15 protein-coding genes, 2 tRNA genes and 1 rRNA gene are annotated in these 21,536 nt (G+C 69.8%); 8 read left to right on the top strand and 10 right to left on the bottom strand.

The window, feature by feature from the left end; all coding sequences use genetic code 11:
* Nucleotides 1–46: 46 nt before the first annotated feature.
* From PSESU_RS15790 to glyQ, 6 genes are all read right to left on the bottom strand, one after another.
* Nucleotides 47–577, bottom strand: a complete 531-nt coding sequence (locus tag PSESU_RS15790) for a hypothetical protein (protein ID WP_013536616.1) — start codon at nt 575–577, stop codon at nt 47–49.
* A gap of 70 nt (nt 578–647) precedes the next feature.
* The gene (locus PSESU_RS14845; RefSeq protein ID WP_013536615.1) at nt 648–2,798 is read right to left on the bottom strand and encodes a S46 family peptidase; all 2,151 of its coding nucleotides are present in this window, start codon (nt 2,796–2,798) and stop codon (nt 648–650) included.
* Between the two features lie 76 nt (nt 2,799–2,874).
* Nucleotides 2,875–6,699, bottom strand: a complete 3,825-nt coding sequence (locus PSESU_RS14840) for a translocation/assembly module TamB domain-containing protein (protein ID WP_013536614.1) — start codon at nt 6,697–6,699, stop codon at nt 2,875–2,877.
* On the bottom strand, nt 6,696–8,483 hold the full coding sequence (locus PSESU_RS14835) for an autotransporter assembly complex protein TamA (protein ID WP_013536613.1): 1,788 nt from the start codon (nt 8,481–8,483) through the stop codon (nt 6,696–6,698). Before PSESU_RS14835 ends, PSESU_RS14840 begins: the two co-directional genes overlap by 4 nt.
* A 122-nt stretch (nt 8,484–8,605) precedes the next feature.
* Nucleotides 8,606–10,780, bottom strand: a complete 2,175-nt coding sequence (gene glyS, locus PSESU_RS14830) for a glycine--tRNA ligase subunit beta (RefSeq protein WP_013536612.1) — start codon at nt 10,778–10,780, stop codon at nt 8,606–8,608.
* A 44-nt stretch (nt 10,781–10,824) separates the two neighbouring features.
* A complete protein-coding gene (gene glyQ, locus PSESU_RS14825) occupies nt 10,825–11,721 on the bottom strand; it encodes a glycine--tRNA ligase subunit alpha (protein WP_013536611.1) in 897 nt (298 codons plus the stop codon).
* 96 nt (nt 11,722–11,817) lie between these two features.
* Here glyQ and PSESU_RS14820 point away from each other — a divergent pair, with 96 nt between their 5' ends.
* A complete protein-coding gene (locus PSESU_RS14820; protein WP_013536610.1) occupies nt 11,818–12,579 on the top strand; it encodes a glutamine amidotransferase in 762 nt (253 codons plus the stop codon).
* Nucleotides 12,580–12,630: 51 nt separating this feature from the next.
* Nucleotides 12,631–13,527, top strand: coding sequence for a BPSS1780 family membrane protein (locus PSESU_RS14815; RefSeq protein WP_013536609.1), 897 nt, complete (start codon nt 12,631–12,633; stop codon nt 13,525–13,527).
* Nucleotides 13,528–13,537: 10 nt separating this feature from the next.
* On the opposite strand, the gene tatC is transcribed toward PSESU_RS14815, so the two are convergent.
* The 4 genes from tatC to PSESU_RS14795 form a co-directional block, all read right to left on the bottom strand.
* Nucleotides 13,538–14,296, bottom strand: coding sequence for a twin-arginine translocase subunit TatC (gene tatC / locus PSESU_RS14810; RefSeq protein WP_013536608.1), 759 nt, complete (start codon nt 14,294–14,296; stop codon nt 13,538–13,540).
* Nucleotides 14,277–14,735, bottom strand: coding sequence for a Sec-independent protein translocase protein TatB (gene tatB / locus PSESU_RS14805; protein ID WP_013536607.1), 459 nt, complete (start codon nt 14,733–14,735; stop codon nt 14,277–14,279). Before tatB ends, tatC begins: the two co-directional genes overlap by 20 nt.
* Before the next feature lie 21 nt (nt 14,736–14,756).
* Nucleotides 14,757–14,972, bottom strand: a complete 216-nt coding sequence (gene tatA / locus PSESU_RS14800; protein ID WP_013536606.1) for a Sec-independent protein translocase subunit TatA — start codon at nt 14,970–14,972, stop codon at nt 14,757–14,759.
* 88 nt (nt 14,973–15,060) lie between these two features.
* Nucleotides 15,061–15,939, bottom strand: coding sequence for a lipid-binding SYLF domain-containing protein (locus tag PSESU_RS14795; protein WP_013536605.1), 879 nt, complete (start codon nt 15,937–15,939; stop codon nt 15,061–15,063).
* 143 nt (nt 15,940–16,082) lie between these two features.
* Here PSESU_RS14795 and hemH point away from each other — a divergent pair, with 143 nt between their 5' ends.
* The 6 genes from hemH to PSESU_RS14765 all read left to right on the top strand — a co-directional run bounded on the left by hemH (nt 16,083) and on the right by PSESU_RS14765 (nt 21,326).
* Nucleotides 16,083–17,045, top strand: a complete 963-nt coding sequence (hemH, locus tag PSESU_RS14790; RefSeq protein ID WP_041764209.1) for a ferrochelatase — start codon at nt 16,083–16,085, stop codon at nt 17,043–17,045.
* The gene (locus PSESU_RS14785) at nt 17,042–17,896 is read left to right on the top strand and encodes an alpha/beta fold hydrolase (RefSeq protein ID WP_013536603.1); all 855 of its coding nucleotides are present in this window, start codon (nt 17,042–17,044) and stop codon (nt 17,894–17,896) included. The genes hemH and PSESU_RS14785 overlap by 4 nt, the downstream gene beginning before the upstream one ends.
* A 66-nt stretch (nt 17,897–17,962) precedes the next feature.
* The gene (locus tag PSESU_RS14780) at nt 17,963–18,940 is read left to right on the top strand and encodes a precorrin-2 dehydrogenase/sirohydrochlorin ferrochelatase family protein (protein ID WP_013536602.1); all 978 of its coding nucleotides are present in this window, start codon (nt 17,963–17,965) and stop codon (nt 18,938–18,940) included.
* Between the two features lie 575 nt (nt 18,941–19,515).
* A 16S ribosomal RNA gene (locus PSESU_RS14775) occupies nt 19,516–21,060 on the top strand.
* A gap of 95 nt (nt 21,061–21,155) precedes the next feature.
* Nucleotides 21,156–21,231 (top strand) — tRNA-Ala (locus tag PSESU_RS14770).
* Nucleotides 21,232–21,249: 18 nt separating this feature from the next.
* Nucleotides 21,250–21,326 (top strand) — tRNA-Ile (locus PSESU_RS14765).
* Nucleotides 21,327–21,536: the final 210 nt, after the last annotated feature.

Here is a 21,536-nt window from a genome sequence, read left to right as displayed (position 1 = left end):
GTAAGCCGTTGACAAGCGCTACCTGCCTGGCCCCCGCGATCCCGCCTCAGTCCGCGCCCATCGCCGCTGCGCGGGCGCGTGCCTCGGCCAGGGTGGTCACGTTGAGGCGGACGCGCTCCTCGTCGCTGGCCACCGCCTCGTCCACCGGGTAGAGCTCCAGCGGGCCGCCGGGCGTGGGCTGGTGGCACCGGGTGCCGTACCACTGCGGCAGGCCGCGCTTCATCAGCGGCCGGTCCCAGGCCGCCGCAGTCAGCCACAGCGGGGGTTTGTTGTCCGGATCGAGCGCGGCCGCGACCTGGGCCAATGCCATTGCGAGGCGGTAATCCTCCACCGTGTCGCCATGCTGGAACACGATGCCGGCATTGAAGTAGTCGACCGAGGTGCGCAGGGTGCCTGCGCGCAGCATCGCCAGTACCTCGCCGCGATGCGCCTGGTCCTGCCGCCGCACCGCCTCCCAGTCGACCTCGCCCTCGCCGCGGTCCTGCTGGCCTGCCAGGAAGATCTCCCACATGCGCGGGTTGTCGGCGATGCCCGCGGGCGTGGCGGTGGCCAGCCCGACCGGGGCCAGCAACAGCACGGCGAGGAAGAAACGCTGCGCATGCGACCTCCCTGTCGGCGGTGGGGTGCCGACAGGGAGGAGGAGTGGCTTACAGCCCCATTTCCTGCAGCACGTGCGGGGCAGGATAGACCTTCTCCATCAGCCAGCGCATGTAGCGCATGTCGACGTGGATGGCGCGCTTGTAGCTAGGGTCGAACCACCAGCTGGCGCTGACCGCTTCCCAGTTGCTGTCGAAGTTCAGGCCGATCAGCTCGCCCCTGGCATTGAGCACCGGCGAGCCGGAGTTGCCGCCGGTGGTGTCCAGGTTGGTGAGGAAGTCGACGGTCTGGGTGCCCAGCTGCGGATCGGCGGTGTGGCCGAAGTCGCCGGCGGCGATCGCGTCCAGCAGCGGCTGCGGTGCATCGAACGGGACTTCGCCGGTGTGCTTCTCGACGATGCCCGCCACGGTGGTCACCGGGGCGTAGGTCACCGCGTCGCGTGCCTGCAGGGCCTCGAGCTTGCCGTAGCTCACGCGCAGGGTGCTGTTGGCATCCGGGTACAGGGCGCGGCCCTGGGCCTGGCGCCAGGCGGCCAGCGCGTGCATGTAGGCCGGGCGCAGGCGCAGCTGCTCGCCCTCGCTGGCCTTGCGCGCGTGCTCCAGGCGGACCTGTGCCGGGACCAGCTGCGCGGCCAGTGCCAGCAGCGGATCCTGCGGAAGCGCCTGGCCCTCGCGCGCGGCGGCAAAGGCCGCCAGGCGTGCCTGCTCGTCGCCCAGGGTCGTGCCGGCGTAGAGCTGCTGCAGCGCCTGCTCCAGCGCCTCGGGCGTACGGCCGAAGGCGGTGTCGAACTCCGGCACGCGCTGCGCATCGGGCAGCTGCTGGTAGCGGCCCAGCAGTTCGCGCAGCAGCGCCTTCTCCACGTCCGGGTGGTAGCGGCGCTGCACCTGGCGCAGCTGGCCTTCGATCAGGGCCAGGTCGCGGGCCTGGTAGCCGGACTCGCGCTGGGCGTCGGGCCTGGCCGCCTCGATGCGCAGGCGCTCGAGGGTCAGGGCCGAGCGCAGCAGCTGGCTCTGCGAGGCCGCCAGGCCCAGCAGCAGCTCGCGCTCGCGCACGGCGTTGTCGCGCTCCAGCACGCCTGCCAGGGCCTTGATGTCGCGGGCGTCGCTGCGCGATGCCTTGGCCAGCATCGCCGCTTCGTCCTCGGCGCGCAGGCGCACCGCGTCACTGCGGCGCAGGCCTTCCAGCTCGCCGGCGGCGCGCTTGCGGTTGTTCTTCAGCGACTGCAGCTGCGAGGCATACAGGGTGCGGGCCGTGGCATCACCGCGGCCGGCCTGTTCGATCACGCCGATCAGCGCGTCGAACACGTCCACCCGCGCCGGCAGGGTCCATTCCACCTGGCGCGCGAACTCGGCGGCGGTGCGGTGGCGATAGGTGATGCCCGGGTAGCCGGCGAGCATGGCGAAGTCGCCGGCCTGCGGGCCGGTGGCCGAGACCTGCAGGTGCGAGGGCGGGTTGTAGGGCACGTTGTCCGGCGAGTACGCAGCCGGCTTGCCGTCCTTGCCGACGTAGGCGCGCAGGATGGTGAAGTCGCCGGTGTGGCGTGGCCACATGAAGTTGTCGATCTCGTCGCCGTAGTTGCCGATCGCACGCGGCGGCGCGTAGACCAGGCGCAGGTCGCGCAGCTCCAGCTGGCGGATGCGGTAGAAGTCGGTGCCGGCGTACATGGTGGCGACGCTGCAGCGGATGCCGGCTTCGCGCTCGCACTCGGAGACGATGCGCTTGGAGGCGGCCTCGACCGCCTGCTGGTAGTCGCGGCCCTTGCGGCCGCGGGTGCCGGCCAGGACCTCGTCGGTGACCCGGTCGAAGCCGACCGTGACCAGTACGCGGAAGTCCGGGTTGGCCGGCAGTTCGGCTGCGCGGTCGGCGGCGACGTAGCCGTCGTCGATCAGGTTGCGCTCGGGCGTGGAGTTGTACTGGATCACGCCGAAGGCGACGTGGTGGTTGGTCAGCACCAGGCCGTCGGCGGAGACGAACGCACCGGTGCCGCCACCGGCGCGCACCACGGCGTTGAGCGGGGCGGCGGTGAGGTCGGCCAGCTTCGCCGGGTCGCCGGCGTAACCGGCGCTGCGCATGGCCTCGGCCAGCTGCGGCAGCTGCGAGGGCATCCACATGCCCTCGTCGGCGCGCGCGGGCGCGGGCAGGGCGGAAACACAGGCCAGGGCCAGGCCGGCGGCGAGCACGGCGGGTCTTGCTAGGGACATCGCGGGGATCCAGCGGAAAACGAACCCCGGACGGTAGCGGTGGTTGCCCCGGGGGACAACCACCGCAGGTCACGTATCAGCGCTCGTGGCGCCAGTTCACCGAACCGCGGGTCTCCACCGTGCTCGACTCGATCTCCAGGTCGAAGCCGCGGCGCAGCAGGTACTTGAGGATCAGCACCTGGCCGCTGCCGACCAGGGACACGCCGTAGCCCACGTACAGCTTGGGCGAGAGGTACTTGCCCACGCCGACCACCGAGCCGCCGAGCGCGCGCGACTGGGTGACGCCGGCATCGTCGAAGCCCAGGCGCGTGCCCAGCTGCGCGGCCAGCAGGCCGGTACCGGCGGACATCGCCGCCGAGGCCGCGGTCACCTGGTTGGCCTGGTCGCGGGTCGCGCCTTCCAGGCTGCGGCCCAGCATCAGGTAGGCCAGGGCCTCGGACTGCGGCATGGACGGGTTGGACCAGACCTCAACCCGCGGCGTGGTCGCGTTGCCGGTGACGTCGATGCCGGCGGTGACGTCGCCGACGCGGCGCTCGGCGCGCAGGTTCACGCGCGGATCGCTGACCCGGTTGTTGCTCCAGGTCATCTGGCCGCGGGTGATCTGCAGCTCCTGGCCGTAGGCCTCGTACTTGCCGCCCACGTCGAGCGCACCGGTGGCGGTCATCTCGCGGCCCGGGCGGGCGCGGACCTGCAGGCGGCCTTCAAGGGTGCCGTCCAGGCCATAGCCGCTGAGGGTGACCTGGTTGCCCAGCACCAGGGCCAGGTCCAGGTCCAGCGGCGCACTGGCGGTCTCCTCCGGATCGATCGGATCCAGCACCACTACGTCCTCGGAAATCTCCGCGCCCTGCTCGAAGCGCTCCAGGTCGATGCGCGCGCTCGGCACCTCGACCTCGCCGGCCAGGACCATGGTCTTGCCCTCGAGGCTGAAGCGCAGGTCCGGGTTGGCGACCGCGTGCAGCATCGGCGTGTCGGCGATCAGCACGTTGCTGCCGCGGATGGCCAGCTGCAGCGGGGTGGCCTGCCCGTACCAGGACAGGCCACCGTCGACCGTCAGCCGGCCATCGCCGGAACGCACGCTGGCGTTGATCCGCGCCGAGCCGTCCGGCTGCGCGTCCAGGCTGCCGCTGCCTTCGCTCAGCACCAGGCCCAGCGCCGGCAGTTCGCCCCGGAACTCCTCCAGCAGCAGCTGGCCGCCCAGCGAGGGCGCGCCGCGGGTACCACGCAGGCTCACGTGGCCGCGCAGCACGCCCTGCGGGCGCACCAGGTCGGGCGAGAACAGCTCCAGCCAGAACAGGCGCGACATGTAGGTATAGATCTCGCCTTCCAGCGGCGAGCCCGGATCCCAGCCGGTGGTGACCTTGGCGTCGATGTAGCCGTCGCCCTTGAAGCCGCTGCCCAGGCGGCCGCTGATCTGGCGCGGATCGAACTCGACGTCGAGGCTGAACTGGTCGTAGCGGATCAGCTCGCGCCGGGTGCGGTCGCCCAGGCGCAGGCCGCCTTCCAGCGAGGCCAGGTGCACGCCGCCGGTCCAGCGCCCGCCCTGCGGCCGGATGTCGGCCTCCAGGCTCATGTCGCCGCGCAGGACCAGGGCACGGCCCTCGTTCTTCGGCAGCCACGGATGGATGAGGGTCAGTGGCAGGCGCTCGCTCTCGAGTTGCAGTCCCTGCCGCGGCCAGTCCGCGCGCGCGCACAGGGCGCCGTCGCCGTCGGCGCCGGTGGTCGCCAGGCACGCCGGCTGCAGCTGGAAGCGCTCGCCGGCCTGGCTGAAGGCGGCCGGTTCCTGCAGCGCCCAGGCGCTGCCGCGGACCGGGGTGATGCGCAGGCGCTCGATCACGCCCTGCCAGCCGCCGCCGCGCTCCTGCAGTTGCCCGGACAGGACGATGCCGGCCGCATCCGGGCTGTCGACCTCGGCATCCAGCTGCAGGTTGGCCACCGCGCCGCGCGCGTGCACATCCGCCCTCGCGATCGCCAGGCCCGCCTCGATCTCGCGTGCCTGCAGGCGCAGGTCGCCGTTCTGTCCGCGCCACGGCAGGCGACCGCGCAGGCTCAGCGAGCCGACGCGCGAATCGCCCCACTGCAGGCCACGACCTTCGACATCCGCTTCCAGGTCCGGGGTGGCGCGCGGACCGCTGATGCGGACGTCGCCCTCCACGCTGCCGGCGCCAGTGCCCACCAGCACGTCGTCCAGGCGCAGCGGCTGCAGCTTCGCCTGGACGTCGATGCGGTCGCCGACCACGCCGCTGGCCTGCACCCGGCTGCCGCCCAGCGCCAGCTCCAGCGCGCCGTTGCCGGAATCGCCGTGCAGCTCGAAGCGGCCACGGCCGGACAGCGGACGGTCGCGCAGGCGGCCGCCGAGGCCTTCGAGCACGAAGTCCGCGTCGAAGCCTTCGGCCGGCTGGCCTGGGCTGGCCGGCTCCCGCTGGCGGCCGGTGCTGGCAAGGCGGCCATGGACGTTGCCGTGCCAGTCGGGAAGGAAATAAGCGGGATCGAAGCCGTCCAGGCGCAGCGCCACGTCCCAGGCCAGCACCGGGTCCCAGCTGGCCTGGCCCTCCCCATCCAGCGTACCGGTGGGCATGCGTGCGTGCAGGGAGTGGATCCGCGCGCTGCTGCGGTCGCCACGCACGTCCAGCTCCAGGCTGGCGCGCTCGGTGCCGCGCTGCAGGTCGGCGTCGCCGTAGGCGGCCCACAGCGAGGTGGTGCCGGCCACGCCCAGCGCCGCATCGATGCCCACCGCCGGCGCATCCGGCTCGGTCGGCTGCAGGCGGATGCCCTCCGCATTGAGGGCGAAGCGGAAGCGGCCCTCGTCGGGATTGGTGAAGTCGGCGCGGCCGCGCAGGCGGACCTGGCCCTCGTACAGCTCCAGCACCAGCGGGTCGACGTCCAGCACCTGGTCCTCCAGGCGCACATGCGAGGGCGCGACCACCCAGTCCTGGCCCCCCACGCGGGCGGTGCCGGAAATGTCCGCGGCGCCGCCCTGGCCATCGGCGGCCACGTCGAACACCAGCGGCTCCTCCATCGGCGCGGCGCCGGTGAACAGGCCCGGATCCAGGCCCTCGCTGCGCGCGCGCAGCTGCCAGGCCGGGGCGTCCTCGTTGCCGCCCAGGCTCAGGCTGGCGCGCAGCGGCCGTGGTGCGCGGCCACCGATGCCGACATCCATCCGCGACAGGTCGCCGCGGGCGATCAGGCCCAGGCGCGCGGGCACGCCGCCGTCGGCGACAGGGAATACCGCGGTGGCCAGCAGGTCGCTGCGGTAGTCCTCGGCGGGCACGTAGTCGCCATGCACGGAGAACAGGCCCAGGTCGCTATGCACCTCCAGGTGCTCGGCATGCAGGCCGCCGTTGGCGATGTCGATGCCGCCGCGCAGCTTGCGGATGTCGATCACCGGCTCGCCGCCTGAGGTGATGCGCAGGCCGTCGACCACCATGGCGTCGGCCTGGATCGCCAGCGGCATCTCGATCGCCGGCAGCGAATCCGGCCAGCGCGGCAGCTCGAAGGGTTCGTCGCTGCGCGCCAGGTTGAGGGTAGCGTCCTCGAGCACGAACGCATCCAGGCGCAGGCGCTTGCCCAGCAGCGGGCGGATGTCCGGATCCAGCACCGCGCGGCGCGCGGTGAAGCGGTAGTCCTGGTAGCGGAACTCGAGGTCGTGCAGCACCAGCGGGCCGGCGACCGGACCCTCGGCGCGCTCCCAGATCAGCGAGGAATCCACCGGCAGGCGCGAGACGATCTGCGCCAGCAGCACGTCGCGTCCGGCCACGGACTGCAGCAGCCAGTACACCGCGATCACCACGGCAACGACCAGCGCCAGCACGCCCAGGCCGGACCATGCCCAGAAGCGGCGGCGGCGGTAGAAGCGCGGGCGGCGCGGCGGCGGGGGAGTGGCGTTGGCCTCGGTCGTGCTCACAGGTTCGCTCCCAGGCTCAGGTAGATCTGGAAGCTGGAATCGGGGTCATCCAGGCCATGGGCCAGGTCGATCCGCACCGGACCCACTGGCGAGCGCCAGCGTGCGCCGATGCCGACGCCTACGCGCGGGCTGAAGTCGTTGTCGAAGGCGTCGCCGGCGTCGACGAAGACCGCGCCGCCCCAGGGCCCGCCCTTGAAGTAGTGCTCGTACTCGGCCGAGGCGGTGACCACGCGGCGCGCACCAAGCGCGAAGTTGTCCGGCGGCGGCGTGCGCGGGCCGACCTCGCGCCAGGCGTAGCCGCGGATGCTGCGGTCGCCGCCGGCGAAGAAGCGCAGGCTGGGCGGCATCGCCACCAGCTCGCCGGTCCAGGTGGTGCCGGCCTCGGCACGCACGATCAGGCGGTCGACCTCGCCGATCGGGCGGTACCAGGTGCCGCTGCCGTGGACCTGGATGAAGCTGGTGTCCGAGCCCACGTTCTCGACGCCGCCACGCAGGGCCAGCGTGCCGCTGATGCCGCGGCGCGGGAACAGGCGGTCGTCGACGTTGGCGTAGTTGGCGGTCAGTTCCGGATAGACCAGGGTGGAGTACGTGTACAGGCGCGAGCCGGTGGCCGTGTCCATGTCGTAGCTCCAGCGCTCGCGCAGCGCGTTGAGCGAGGCCACCGCGGTCCAGCGCTGGTTGATCTCGCCGCTGCGGCTGGCGACCAGCTTCATGTTGCGCAGGTCGATGTAGTCGGTCTGCTCGTCGTAGAAGCCCACCGAGAAGCCGTACCAGCCATCCAGCCAGGCGAAGGCGGGGATCCGGTACTGGGTGAGGAAGCTCTTGCGCTTCTGCGCCCAGTCCAGGTCCCAGTTGAGCTTGTGCCCGCGGTCGTTGACGTAGCGCCGCTCTACGCCCAGGCGCACGCCGGTCCCGCTCTCGGTGCCGTAGGCCAGGCCGGCGGTGTAGATGTTGCGCTTGGCCAGCACCAGGTTGACGTCCACCGGCACCTGCAGGTCCTCGGTGGCTTCCTCGGGCTTGGGCTGGATGTCGATGGCGCTGAAGTAGTCCAGCCGCACCAGGGATTCACGCAGGCGGTCCAGCTTGCCTTCGTGGAAGTAGCTGCCTTCCTCCCAGTTCACCAGCTTCTCCAGCAGGCCGGGGCGGAAGTAGTCCTGGTGGAAGGTGGTCACCCCCATGTCGTAGCGGAAGCCGCTGTCCCAGACCAGGTCGATGTCGGCCGTGGCCTCGCCGCGGCTGACCCGCACCTCGCGCGAGAGGAAGTCGGCATCGAAGTAGCCACGCTCGGCCAGGCGCCGGGTGATGCCGTCCTTGTGCTCCTCGTACACCGCGTGGTCGAAGCGCTCGCCCTGGCGCGGCTGGAAACCGGCCAGGTCCTCCTGCAGGTAGCGGTCCTCGCCGCCGGGACCGGCGATCTCGACCCGGAAGTCGCGCACCTCCACCGGCTGGCCCTTGTCGATGCGCAGGGTGACGGTGATCCGGTCCTCCTCGTCGCGGACCGAGTCGACCTCGATCACTGGCGAGTAGTAGCCGAACGGCTCCAGCGCCCGCCGGGCGTCGCGCTCGGCGTTGAACAGCAGCAGCTCCAGGCGGGACTCGCCCTGCTCCTTGCCGAGCACGTCGTTGAGCCCCAGGCCCAGGCGCACGTTCTGTTCGATCGCCGGCTCCTTCTCCAGGCCGTCGATCTCGACCTTCTGGATGGTGCCGCGGGCAAGCGCCAGCGCCGGCGCCATGGCCAGGACGAGGAGCGGGAGGGTGGTCTGGATGCGACGGGGGAGCGGCATCAGCGCAGGATACCGGGATCGTGCAAAGGCGGCCTGAAGGCCGGCGCCCGGGGGCGCGCGTAGCGTGACCTGCGGCACGCGCGGGCACGGCGGGCAGGTGGCCCGCCGTGCCCCGGGAAGGATCAGGCCGAGAGGTGGCCGATCGCGGCGACCGCGCCGAAGCGGTCGGCCAGGCGCTTGAGCAGGGCCAGGCGGTTGCCGCGCACGGCCGGGTCCTCGGCGTTGACCATCACCTGGTCGAAGAACGCGTCCACCTGCGGCCGCACCCGGGCCAGGCGCTCGAGCACGCGCACGTAGTCGTGCTGCTGCAGCGGGCCGTCGGTATCGCCCAGCGCCGCTTCCACCGCCTCGCCCAGGGCGCGCTCGGCGTCCTCGGCGAACAGGGCCGGGTCCTCCATCGCCGGGATGGCGATGTCGGCCTTCTTCAGGATGTTGCCGATGCGCTTGTTGGCCGCGGCCAGGGCGTCGGCCTCGGGCAGCGCGGCGAAGGTGCCGATCGCGGCGATGCGGGTGTCGAGGTCGGCCAGCGAGGCGGGTTTGAGCTCGGCCACCGCGTTGAAGTGCGCGGCCGGCACGCCCTTGTCGGCGTAGTAGCCGCGCAGGCGGTCGAGGATGAAGTCGTACAGCTCCGGTCCAAGGGCCTCGATATCGACAGGCTGCTTGGGAGGAAGCTTCTTGTTGGTTTCGATGCCGCTGGCCTGAGCGGACTTTATTGCCGCAATGGCCTGATTGTCTTGCACCAGCTGGATATGGTGCTGAATCCTAGCCAATGAGGCTTCAAGCAGTCGGAGCAAGTCCAGCTCGAAACCGGACTCGATCAGCGTACGCGCCAAGCCCAGCGCATTGCGGCGCAGGGCGAACGGGTCCTTGTTGCCGGTCGGCTTCAGGCCCGCGGCGAAACCGCCGGCCAGGGTGTCCAGACGCTCGGCGATGGCCAGCACCTGGCCCAGGCGCGAGCTGGCGATGGCGTCGCCGGAGAAACGCGGCATGTAGGCCTCGTCGATCGCCAGCGCCACTTCCTGCGGCTCTCCCGCGGCCAGCGCGTAGTGGCGGCCGGCAATACCCTGCAGCTCCGGGAACTCGTTGACCATGCGGCTCTGCAGGTCGTTCTTGGCCAGCTCGGCGGCACGGCGCGCCTGCGCCGGGTCGGCGCCGACCTGCGGCGCGATCGCCTCGGCCAGCGCGGCCACGCGCGCGACCTTGTCGGCCACCGTGCCGAGCTTGGCCTGGTAGGTGACGGTCTTCAGGCCCTCGCCCATGGCCACCAGGCCCTGCTTGAGGTCCTCGTCGAAGAAGAAGCGCGCATCGGCGAAGCGCGGGCGGATCACGCGCTCGTAGCCCTTGCTCACCTCGGCCACGTCGCGCGACTCGATGTTGGCGGTGCCGATGAAGTACTCGGTCAGCTTGCCGGCCGCGTCCAGCACCGGGAAGAACTTCTGGTTGATCTCCATCGTCTCGATCAGCGCTTCCTGCGGCACGGCCAGGAAGTCGCGCTCGAAGCTGCACAGCACCGCCGCCGGCCACTCGGTCAGGCACACCACCTGCTCGAGGTTGTCCTCGGTGATGCGCGCGCTGCCGCCGGCCCTGGCCGCGGCCTGTTCGGCCTGCTCGACGATGCGGGCGCGGCGCTCGGCCGGGTCGACCAGCACCCTGGCCGCGCGCAGCGCCTCGATGTAGTCGCCCGGGGCGGCGAACTCGACCGCCTGGTCGTGCTCGAAGCGGTGGCCGCGGCTGCTGCGGCCGGAAGCCACGCCCAGCACCTGCGCCGGCACCACCTCGTTGCCCAGCAGCAGCACCAGCCAGTGCACCGGGCGGGCGAAGGCGTAGTCGTGGCCGCCCCAGCGCATCGGCTTGGGCACCGGCATGCCGGCGATGGCCTCGCTGACGACCTCCGGCAGCAGCTCGGCGGTGCGCGCGCCCGGCTTCACCGAACGGTGCACGAAGCGCTCGCCCTTGGCGTCGCTGGTGCGTTCCAGCGCGGTCCACTCGACCCCGGCCTTGGCGGCGAAGCCTTCCAGGGCGCGGGTCGGCTTGCCCTCGGCGTCCAGGGCGATGTTGAGGTACGGCCCCAGCACTTCGGAGTGCTGTTCCGGTTGCTCCACCGCCACGCCCGGCAGCAGCACCGCGAGGCGGCGCGGGGTGTAAAGCGGACGGGCGCCGGTGGCGTCGACCGCCACGCCGCGCTTCTGCAGCGCGGCCACGACGCCGTCGAAGAAGGCCTGCGCCAGGCCCGGCAGCGCCTTGACCGGCAGCTCTTCGGTACCCAGTTCGATCAGCAGGGGAAGTTGCTTGCTCATGGATGTTCCTGTCTTGGATGCGGCGGCCGGGACTGGGGGCGCGATCACGCGCCGGTCTTCAGTCCGGGGAAGCCGAGCTTCTCGCGCTGGGCGTAGTAGGCCTGGGCCACCGCCTGGGCCAGGGTGCGCACGCGCAGGATGTAGCGCTGGCGCTCGGTCACCGAGATGGCGCGGCGCGCGTCCAGCAGGTTGAACGAATGCGAGGCCTTGCACACCTGCTCGTAGGCAGGCAGCGGCAGGCCGGCCTCGACCAGCTTCAGCGCCTCGCGCTCGCAGGCGTCGAAGCGGTGGAACAGCTCGGCCACGTCGGCGTGCTCGAAGTTGTACGCGCTCTGCTCGACCTCGTTCTGGTGGTACACGTCGCCGTAGGTCACCGGGCCCTGCGGACCGACGGTCCAGATGAGGTCGTAGACGTTGTCCACGTTCTGCAGGTACATGCACAGCCGCTCGAGGCCGTAGGTGATCTCGCCCAGCACCGGGCGGCACTCCAGGCCACCGGCCTGCTGGAAGTAGGTGAACTGGGTCACCTCCATGCCGTTGAGCCACACCTCCCAGCCCAGGCCCCAGGCGCCGAGGGTCGGCGATTCCCAGTTGTCCTCGACGAAGCGCAGGTCATGCACCTTCGGGTCGATGCCCAGCGCCTCCAGCGAACCCAGGTACAGCTCCTGGATGTTGTCCGGGTTGGGCTTCATCACCACCTGGTACTGGTAGTAGCGCTGCAGACGGTTGGGGTTCTCGCCGTAGCGGCCGTCGGTGGGGCGGCGGGAAGGCTGCACGTAGGCGGCGTTCCACGGCTCCGGGCCGAGCGCGCGCAGGAAGGTGGCCGGGTGGAAGGTGCCGGCGCCGACCTCGAGGTCCAGCGGCTGGATCAGCACGCAACCCTGTTCGGCCCAGTAGGCATTGAGGGCCTGGATCAATCCCTGGAAGGTCGGACCTGTCATCGGCTTTATTGCGCTGCGGAAAAGCGGGCTAGTATAGGCCCAAGCCCCGTCCCGTACGGGTTTCCGCCGCCCCGGACCCTGCCGCAGACCCCCGCCGTGACCGACCGCGCGCCCTTCCTGATCGTCGAGACCGGCCACCCGGTCGGCAGCCTCAAGCGCTATGGGCGGTTCCCGCACTGGATCCGGGTGGCGGCCGGCCTGGCCGCGCGCGAGGTGGCCGAGGTCAACGCCGTCCGTGGCGAGCCGCTGCCGGCGCCCGATGGCGTGGCCGGGGTGATCGTGACCGGCTCGGCCGCGTTCGTGACCGACCGCGCCGAATGGAGCGAGCGCACCGCCGGCTGGATCCGCGAGGTGGTCCAGGAAGGCACGCCGCTGCTGGGCATCTGCTACGGCCACCAGCTGCTGGCCCACGCCCTGGGCGGCGAGGTCGACTACAACCCGGCCGGGCGCGAGTCCGGCACCGTGTTCATCGACCTGCACCCGCCGGCGTTCGAGGATCCGATATTCGCCGCCCTGCCGCCGCGCTTCCCGGCCCAGGCCACCCACCTGCAGACCGTGCTGCGACCGCCGGAAGGAGCCACCGTGCTGGCCCGCTCCGAGCAGGACGCCTGCCACGCCTTCCGCTGGGGCGAACACGCCTGGGGCGTGCAGTTCCACCCCGAATTCGCCACCCACCACATGCGCGGCTACGTCCGTGCCCGCGCCGATTGCCTGCGTAACCACGGCCGCTGCCCGCGCACCGTGGCCCGCGAGGTCAGCGCCGCGCCGCAGGCCCGGCAGCTGCTGCGCCGCTTCGTCCAGCACGCGCGCGGCCAGCACGGCATCCGGGCCGGCGCACCCCGCACCGATCGCGGATAATCCGCGTCACAGATACGCGCCGACCCCCGGCGGCGACGCAACAGGACAGGAATGGACAGGATTCACAGGCTGCGGGCTTCGGCCGGCGCGGAATGGCTGCTTGGTGGTTTCGCCCTGCTGAGGAAGGCGCCGCTGGCGCTGGGCACGCTGGGCGCGCTGTGGGGCCTGCTGGGCACCTTCGTCCTGGCCTTGGCCGCGGTGGTGCCGGCGCTGGGCGCGGCGGTGCAGCTGCTGGTGGCCATCGCCGGCCCGGTGCTGTTCGCCGGCCTGGTGTGGGCGGTACGCGAGGTCCAGCAGGACCGCCCGGCACTGCCCTCGCACCTGCTGCGCGGAGTCCAGGAAGGCCACCTGGCGAGCCTGCTGGTGACCCTGCTGCCGCAGATGGTGGCTGGCGTGCTGCTGGGCATCCTGCTGCTGGTGCTGGTCGGTCCGCAGCAACTGCAGCACCTGCTGTCGGTCAGCGAGGAGCTCAACAGCATGGCCGCCGCTGGCGCCCAGCCCACGCCCGAGCAGGTGCAGGCGATGATTGCCGACCTCCCGGCCGGGCGGATCCTGCTGTGGCTGCTGCTGGGCATCGGCCTGGCCGTGGTCGCCGGCCTGACCGTGTTCGTCTCGGTGCCGCGGATCGTGTTCGACGGCCGTCCGGGCCTGGCCGCGATGGGCGACAGCCTGCGGGCCTGCATGCACAACCTGCCGGCGCTGGCGGTGTTCGCCGTGGTCACGGTGATCGCGCTGTTCGCGGTCTATTTCGCGGTGATGCTGCTGGCACTGGTCGTGCAGGCCGTGGCCGGACCTTTGTTCGGCGCCTTGGTCGGCCAGGCCCTGCTGATGGCGGTGGTCATGCCGCTGCTGGCCGGCGCGGTGCTGGTGGCCTGGGGCCAGCTGTTCGGCCGCGCCGCAGCGCCGGCAGTGGCGACCCCGGCGGCTCCGGACCGCTTCGAGGCCTGAGCCCGGAAGTTCAGTCGGCGCCGGCTTCGTCCGGCTGGCGCCTGCCCAGCAGCCGTGCGGCGATGATCCCGGCCTCGTACAGCAGGCACATCGGCACCGCCAGCAGCAGCTGCGAGACCACGTCCGGTGGGGTGATCACCGCCGCCAGGATGAAGATGCCGACGATCGCGTAGCCGCGTCCGGCGCGCAGCTGGTCGGGCGTCACCCAGCCCAGCAGGACCAGGATCACCAGTGCCACCGGCAGCTCGAAGCTGGCGCCGAAGGCCAGGAAGATCACCAGCACGAAGTCCAGGTAGGCGTTGATGTCGGTCATCATCGCCACGCCTTCGGGCTTGATCGCGGTGAGGAAGCCGAACACCGACGGCAGCACCACGAAGAACGCGAACGCGCAGCCGGCGTAGAACAGCAGCACGGCCGAGACCAGCAGCGGCATCGCCAGGCGCTTCTCGCGCTGGTACAGGCCCGGGGCGACGAAGGCCCAGGCCTGGTAAAGCAGCCACGGCGCGCTGCCGAGGATGGCGGCGAAGAACGCCAGCTTGAGCGGGGTGAAGAACGGCGAGGCCACCTCGACCGCGATCAGCTGGCCGCCTTCGGGCAGCTTCTCCAGCAGCGGCGCCGCCAGCCACGCGTAGAGCTTGTTGGCGAAAGGCAGCAGCGCCAGCAGCAGAAGGCCCAGCCCGGCCAGTGCCCGCATGATCCGCGAGCGCAGTTCGAGCAGGTGCTCCATCAGCGGGCTTTCGGTCTCCTGCTCAGGAGTGGCGGGGTTCATCGCGCTCCTTGGCAGGTTCGGCAGGGTTAGCGGGGTTGGCGGGCGCGGTGGCGCCGGGTGCCGGTACGCCCGCATCCGTGGCGGCTTCCGGCGCGGCCAGCGCGGGGCTGTCCACGTCAGCGGCCATGGGTTCGTCGGACGAGCGGGTGCTCTCTACCTCGCGACGCAGTTCGTCCAGGCTGCCGCGGGCGGCATCGGCGCCCTGGCGCAGGGCTGCTTCGGCCTGCTGCAGCTCGGCCTTGGCCTGCTGCAGGTTGCGCTTGAGCTCCTCGGCTTCCAGCTCGCGCTCAAGCTCGGCGCGCACCGAGTACCACTGGGCGCGCGCGCGGCGCACCCACAGCCCGGCGAAACGCGCCGCCTTCGGCAGCCGTTCCGGTCCAAGCACGACGAGTGCGACCACCGCGATCAGCAGCAGTTCGCCGAATCCGATATCGAACATTCCGCGTACGCCGACGCGGGATCAGTGCTGCGAGCGGTCGCGCTCGGCCTCGGTCCTGGATGCGTCGGTCCGCTCGTCACCGAGCTGGGCCGGCTTCTCCGGCTCGCGCATCCCGTCCTTGAAGCCCCTTACCGCTTCGCCGAGATCCTTGCCGGCACCGCGCAGGCGCTTGGTGCCGAAAACCAGCAGCACCACCACCAGCACTACGATCCAATGTCCGATGCCCCAAGCGCCCATGGCTTGCTCACAAGTTCATGTCAGTGGTGGACAGGATAACGCAGCCGGCCATGCACGGCGGGCCGCGGGTGCCGCCTGTTCAGGCGGCTCAGTAGGGCAGCGGCTCGCTGCGCACGGTGTCGTCCACCGGCTCGAAACCCTGGGTCGGCGCCGGGCCGGTGACCGGCGGCGCCGGCAGCGGCTGCACGCCCTGGGTCTGCACCTGCGGTTCCGGCTGCTGGTTCGGGATGGTGACCCGGCCGCTGGTGGCCACCGGGGCCTGGCCGGAAGTGCCGCGGGTCAGGCGCGCGTTGTAGGTGGCTTCCTCGAGCTGGTCGCGGAAGGCCACGATGGCGTTGCCCGCCGGCGCGGGCGCGCGGTCCTCGAAGACCATGCGCGGGGTGGTGGTGGAGCCGTAGACCTCGGCCTGGGCCTTGTTGTCGATGCGCAGCGCGGCGCCGTCCAGGGCCACGCCGGCGAACAGGCCGCGGGCGCGCGACCAGGACCAGATCTCGGCCTTGAGCTGGCCGTCGGTGGCGGCGGCGGCGTTGCGGCCGACCGGGCCGGCGGCCACGGCGGCGTCCGCGCCCAGGGTGAACTTGCCGTTGACCACGTTGTCCAGGCTGCGGTCGTTGCGGAATACCAGGACGATGTCCGAGGACTGCACGCCGGCCTGGAAGCCGATGCTGCCGCCGGTGAGGGTCACGAACACCGGGTTGGACCAGGTGCCGTCCGGGGTCTTCACCGACATCAGGCCATGGCCGCGACGGCCGCCGATCACCAGGCCGGCCTTGATCGTGTCGGGGATGACGACGATCGCCTTGGCCTCGTCCAGCAGCTTGTCCGGGATCGACTGCTCGGGGATCTTCTGGATCTCGTCGAGGACGCGCACCGCCTCGCGTGCCCGTGCGTCTTCCTCCGGACCGGCCACGGCGGGCGCGGCAACCAGCAAAAGGAGGGGCAGCAGGAACTTGCTCAGATGCGACATCGTTTACTCCGCAGGGGTGCGGCCGGCGGCCGCGCTCGCCCGGAGATTGGATTCGCGGCAATGAATCGCGCCTGAGGCGCGCCATGGCCGCTGCACGCAGCGTTCCGGGCCCGCCCTGCGCGCGTCTGTCAGAATACGACGCCATGGACACCGACGCTGCAACCACCCTGCTGGTGGTCAACCTTGGCACGCCCGAAGCGCCCACCGCGCCGGCCGTTCGCCGTTACCTGGCCGAGTTCCTCGGCGACCCGCGGGTGGTGTCGATCCCCGCCATCCTGTGGAAGCCGCTGCTCCATGGCCTGATCCTGCCGCTGCGTGGTCCGCGTTCGGCGGCCAACTACGCCAAGGTGTGGCTGCCCGAGGGCTCGCCGCTGATGGTCTACACCCGGCGCCTGGCCGAACGCATGCAGGCGGCGATTCCCGAATGGAAGGTCCTGCCGGCGATGCGCTATGGCGAACCGGCCCTGCGCCGGCTGCTGCGCGACCTGCGCCAGGAAGGCGTGCGCCGCCTGGTGATCCTGCCGCTCTACCCGCAGTACTCGACCACCACCACGGCTTCGGTCGCCGACGTGGTCGCCGCCGAGACCCAGGGCATGGACGTGACCCTGATCGAGGACTACTCGGTCGATCCGGCCTGGGTCGAGGCCATGGCCGCGACCATCCGCAGCCATCGCCAGCAGGGCGGTAGTGGCCGGCACCTGCTGTTCTCCTTCCATGGCCTGCCACAGCGCGTGGCCGACAACGGCGATCCCTACCCGCAGCGCTGCGTCGCCAGCGCCGAGGCGATCGCCGCCTCGGCCGGACTGGAGCCGGGCCAGTGGTCGATGGCCTACCAGTCGCGCTTCGGCCGCGAGCGCTGGCTCGAGCCCTCCACACAGGGCGAGCTCGACCGCCTCGCCGCCGCCGGCGTGCGCGAGGTCGACGTGGTCTGCCCGGGTTTCGCGGTCGACTGCATCGAGACCCTGGAGGAAGTGGCCCTCGGACTTGCCGAGCACTTCGAATCCAAGGGCGGCCAGCTGCGCTACATCCCCTGCCTCAACGACGCGCCGGAACACGCCGCGGCCCTGGCCCGGCTCGTGCGCTGCGCGGCCGGCAAGGTGGAATGACGCCGGTCGAGGTCACGCTGCCGGCCACCATCGGTCCGCTGGCGGCGCTGCGGATCGAGCGCCCCGGCGCGCCGAAGGTCATCGCCCTGCATGGCTGGCTGGACAACGCGGCCAGCTTCCTGCCGCTGCTGCCGCACCTGCCGCCGCTGGACCTGGTCCTGCTGGATTCGCCCGGCCACGGCCGCAGCGCGCACCTGCCGCCCGGTGCCGAATACGTGCTTGCCACCTACGTGCACGCGGTCCTGGACGTGGCCGATGCGCTGGGCTGGGAGCGCTTCGCCCTCCTCGGCCATTCCATGGGCGCCGCGGTCGCCTCGCTGGTGGCGGTTGCCCAGCCGCAGCGGGTGGAGCGCCTGGCCCTGATCGAGAACCTGGGCCCGCTGGCCGAGGAAGCCGATGCCGCACCGGCACGCCTGCACCAGGCCGTCGGCGCTGCGCGGGCCCGCCGCGGTCGCTCGCTGCGGGTGTTCCCGGAACTGGAGGTGGCAGTGCGCGCGCGCCTGCAGGCCAGCCCGATGGCCGAGCACGCCGCGCGCCTGCTGGTGGAGCGGGGTACGCATGCGGTCGAGGGCGGCCACGTCTGGAGCAGCGACCCGCGCCTGACCCTGCCCGGCGCCCAGCGCATGACCGAGGTCCAGGTCCAGGCCCTGCTGCGCGCGCTGGAATGCCCGCTGCACGTGGTCCATGCGCGCCGCGCCCAGCCGTACTTCACCGAGCAGATGCGCGCCGCCCGCCTGGCCGTCGTGCCGCAGGCCGCGGTGACCGTGCTCGATGGCGGCCACCACCTGCACATGGATATGCCGGAGGCGGTGGCCGCCGCGCTCGGGCGCTTCCTCGCCGCCGGCGGCTGATCCCCGGCATCGACACCGCCCGGCCCGCGGGCGAGGATGCGGCTGACGATCCAGGGAGAAGACCGGATGGGGCTGTACCCGTTGTTTGCCGACCTGGCCGGGCGCGAGGTGCTCGTGGTCGGGGGAGGCGAGGTGGCTGCGCGCAAGATCGCCGCGCTGCTGCGCGCCGGCGCCGACGTGCGCCTGCATACCCGCGACATCGGCCATCCCGACATCCAGGCGGCGGTGGACGAAGGCCGCATCACCTGCATGCAGGGCGACTTCGACCCCGCCTGGCTGGACGGGGTCTGGCTGGTGGTCGCCGCTACCGACGACCACGCCTTCAATGCGGGACTGGCCGCCGAGGCCGGACGCCGCCGGCGCCTGATCAACGTGGTCGACGACGCGGCCCTGTCCACCTACCAGGTGCCCGCGGTCGTGGACCGGTCCCCGCTGGTGGTGGCCATTTCCTCCGCCGGCGCGGCGCCGATGCTGGCGCGCCGTATCCGCGAGCGGCTGGAAACCCTGCTGGATCCGGCGACCGGTGCCCTGGCCGGCCTGTTCGCCCGGCACCGCGAACGCATCCGCACGGCCTTGCCGGACCTTTCCCTGCGTCGGCGCTGGTTCGAGACCATCCTCGACGGCCGCCTGGATGCGGTGGCCGGCGACCCTGGTGCACTGGAAGCCACCTTCCTAGCCGAACTCGTTGCCGCTGGTGTGCGGGGCGCGGTACAGGGCAGCGTGTCCGCCATCGCCGCCGTGGAGCCCGATCTCCTTACCCTGCGCGCGCTGAGGGCACTCAACGAGGCCGACCTGATCCTGGTCGGTCCCGGTGTGCGCGAGGATGCGCTGGAACCGGCCCGGCGCGATGCCAGCCGGGTGGACGTGGCTTCCGCCGACGAGGCTGCGGAGCGGGCCGCCAGGCACGCGGGCGAAGGCGAGCGTGTCGTCTATCTATATGTAGAGAGCCAGGCAGGCCGCGAAATCGAGGCCGTAAAGGCGGCCTGCGCCAATGCTGGCGTGGCTTTCCGGCGCATCCCCGGGGTGCCGATGAAAATTTCCTGAAAATTTCCCTATTCAGGTACTTCCCAAATCCCTCACGCCGGCGCACAATGCGCGCCCTCCCGACGACTCACCGAGTTGTTCGAGGGGTCCGGAAACGGGGTCGCTTCTTCACGAAGTACTTGCGGTTTTACGGAAGTCGCCTATACTGGGCGGCTCGCTCACCAGGAACGCTTCGGCGCTCCGGTGAGGGGTTCGAAAACTTCCTCTTAACGAGGTGTTGACGAAGCCGAAACGAGCTGCCAGAATGTGCGGCTCACCTCGCTGAAGCGGCCTTGGCCACGAAGCGAGGCGGTTCGAAAACTTCCTCCTCACGAGGGGTTGACGAAACGAAAACGAGCTGCCAGAATGAGCGGCTCACCTCGACGGAAACGTCGGGACACGGAGGAAGGCGCTGAGGCCGACTCCGAGGCTCTTTGAGAATGTGCGCAGGAAATTTGTGCGGACGCCTGCAGGAAGGATGACTGTCCATCTTGCAGACGTTTTAACAGCAACAAGTCAATTGCTTTAAGCAAGCGATTCGTAGCTGGGTAGGACTTCTGCAGCTAAAAGCTTTATGCCTTAGGGCATTGCAGTTTTAAGTGAAGAGTTTGATCCTGGCTCAGAGTGAACGCTGGCGGTAGGCCTAACACATGCAAGTCGAACGGCAGCACAGGAGAGCTTGCTCTCTGGGTGGCGAGTGGCGGACGGGTGAGGAATACATCGGAATCTACTCTGTCGTGGGGGATAACGTAGGGAAACTTACGCTAATACCGCATACGACCTACGGGTGAAAGTGGGGGACCGCAAGGCCTCACGCGATAGAATGAGCCGATGTCGGATTAGCTAGTTGGCGGGGTAAAGGCCCACCAAGGCGACGATCCGTAGCTGGTCTGAGAGGATGATCAGCCACACTGGAACTGAGACACGGTCCAGACTCCTACGGGAGGCAGCAGTGGGGAATATTGGACAATGGGCGCAAGCCTGATCCAGCCATACCGCGTGAGTGAAGAAGGCCCTCGGGTTGTAAAGCTCTTTTGTTGGGAAAGAAATCCTGTTGGCTAATACCCGGCAGGGATGACGGTACCCAAAGAATAAGCACCGGCTAACTTCGTGCCAGCAGCCGCGGTAATACGAAGGGTGCAAGCGTTACTCGGAATTACTGGGCGTAAAGCGTGCGTAGGTGGTGGTTTAAGTCTGTTGTGAAAGCCCTGGGCTCAACCTGGGAATTGCAGTGGATACTGGATCACTAGAGTGTGGTAGAGGGTGGCGGAATTCCCGGTGTAGCAGTGAAATGCGTAGAGATCGGGAGGAACATCCGTGGCGAAGGCGGCCACCTGGGCCAACACTGACACTGAGGCACGAAAGCGTGGGGAGCAAACAGGATTAGATACCCTGGTAGTCCACGCCCTAAACGATGCGAACTGGATGTTGGGTTCAACTTGGAACCCAGTATCGAAGCTAACGCGTTAAGTTCGCCGCCTGGGGAGTACGGTCGCAAGACTGAAACTCAAAGGAATTGACGGGGGCCCGCACAAGCGGTGGAGTATGTGGTTTAATTCGATGCAACGCGAAGAACCTTACCTGGTCTTGACATCCACGGAACTTTCCAGAGATGGATTGGTGCCTTCGGGAACCGTGAGACAGGTGCTGCATGGCTGTCGTCAGCTCGTGTCGTGAGATGTTGGGTTAAGTCCCGCAACGAGCGCAACCCTTGTCCTTAGTTGCCAGCACGTAATGGTGGGAACTCTAAGGAGACCGCCGGTGACAAACCGGAGGAAGGTGGGGATGACGTCAAGTCATCATGGCCCTTACGACCAGGGCTACACACGTACTACAATGGTGGGGACAGAGGGCTGCAATCCCGCGAGGGTGAGCCAATCCCAGAAACCCCATCTCAGTCCGGATCGGAGTCTGCAACTCGACTCCGTGAAGTCGGAATCGCTAGTAATCGCAGATCAGCATTGCTGCGGTGAATACGTTCCCGGGCCTTGTACACACCGCCCGTCACACCATGGGAGTTTGTTGCACCAGAAGCAGGTAGCTTAACCTTCGGGAGGGCGCTTGCCACGGTGTGGCCGATGACTGGGGTGAAGTCGTAACAAGGTAGCCGTATCGGAAGGTGCGGCTGGATCACCTCCTTTTGAGCAAGACAGCATCGTCCTGTCGGGCGTCCTCACAAGTTTCCTGCATTCAGAGTTCCTGGTCAGCCAACGGGCGGCCAGGCGAGTCCCTTCAAGGGGCCTTAGCTCAGCTGGGAGAGCACCTGCTTTGCAAGCAGGGGGTCGTCGGTTCGATCCCGACAGGCTCCACCAAATGAGTAATCGATCTTTGGGTCTGTAGCTCAGGTGGTTAGAGCGCACCCCTGATAAGGGTGAGGTCGGTGGTTCGAGTCCTCCCAGACCCACCACTCTGGATGTTAGAGCGCACATCTTGATATACGCATCGGGCGTTGAGGCCTGGTACGTGTTCTTTTAAAACTTGTGATGTAGCGAGCGTTTGAGATGACTATCTCGACGTGTCGTTGAGGCTAAGGCGGGGACGAAAGTCCCTAAAAATTGAGTCGTTGCAATTCGCGTCCGGGATTTGTACCCCCGGGCACAGGCGACCCCGAGGCGAC

It is taken from the genome of Pseudoxanthomonas suwonensis 11-1, assembly GCF_000185965.1.
Taxonomy (GTDB): domain Bacteria; phylum Pseudomonadota; class Gammaproteobacteria; order Xanthomonadales; family Xanthomonadaceae; genus Pseudoxanthomonas; species Pseudoxanthomonas suwonensis_A.
Note: the sequence above shows the minus strand (reverse complement) of the source record. Positions and strands in the feature narration are given on the sequence as shown.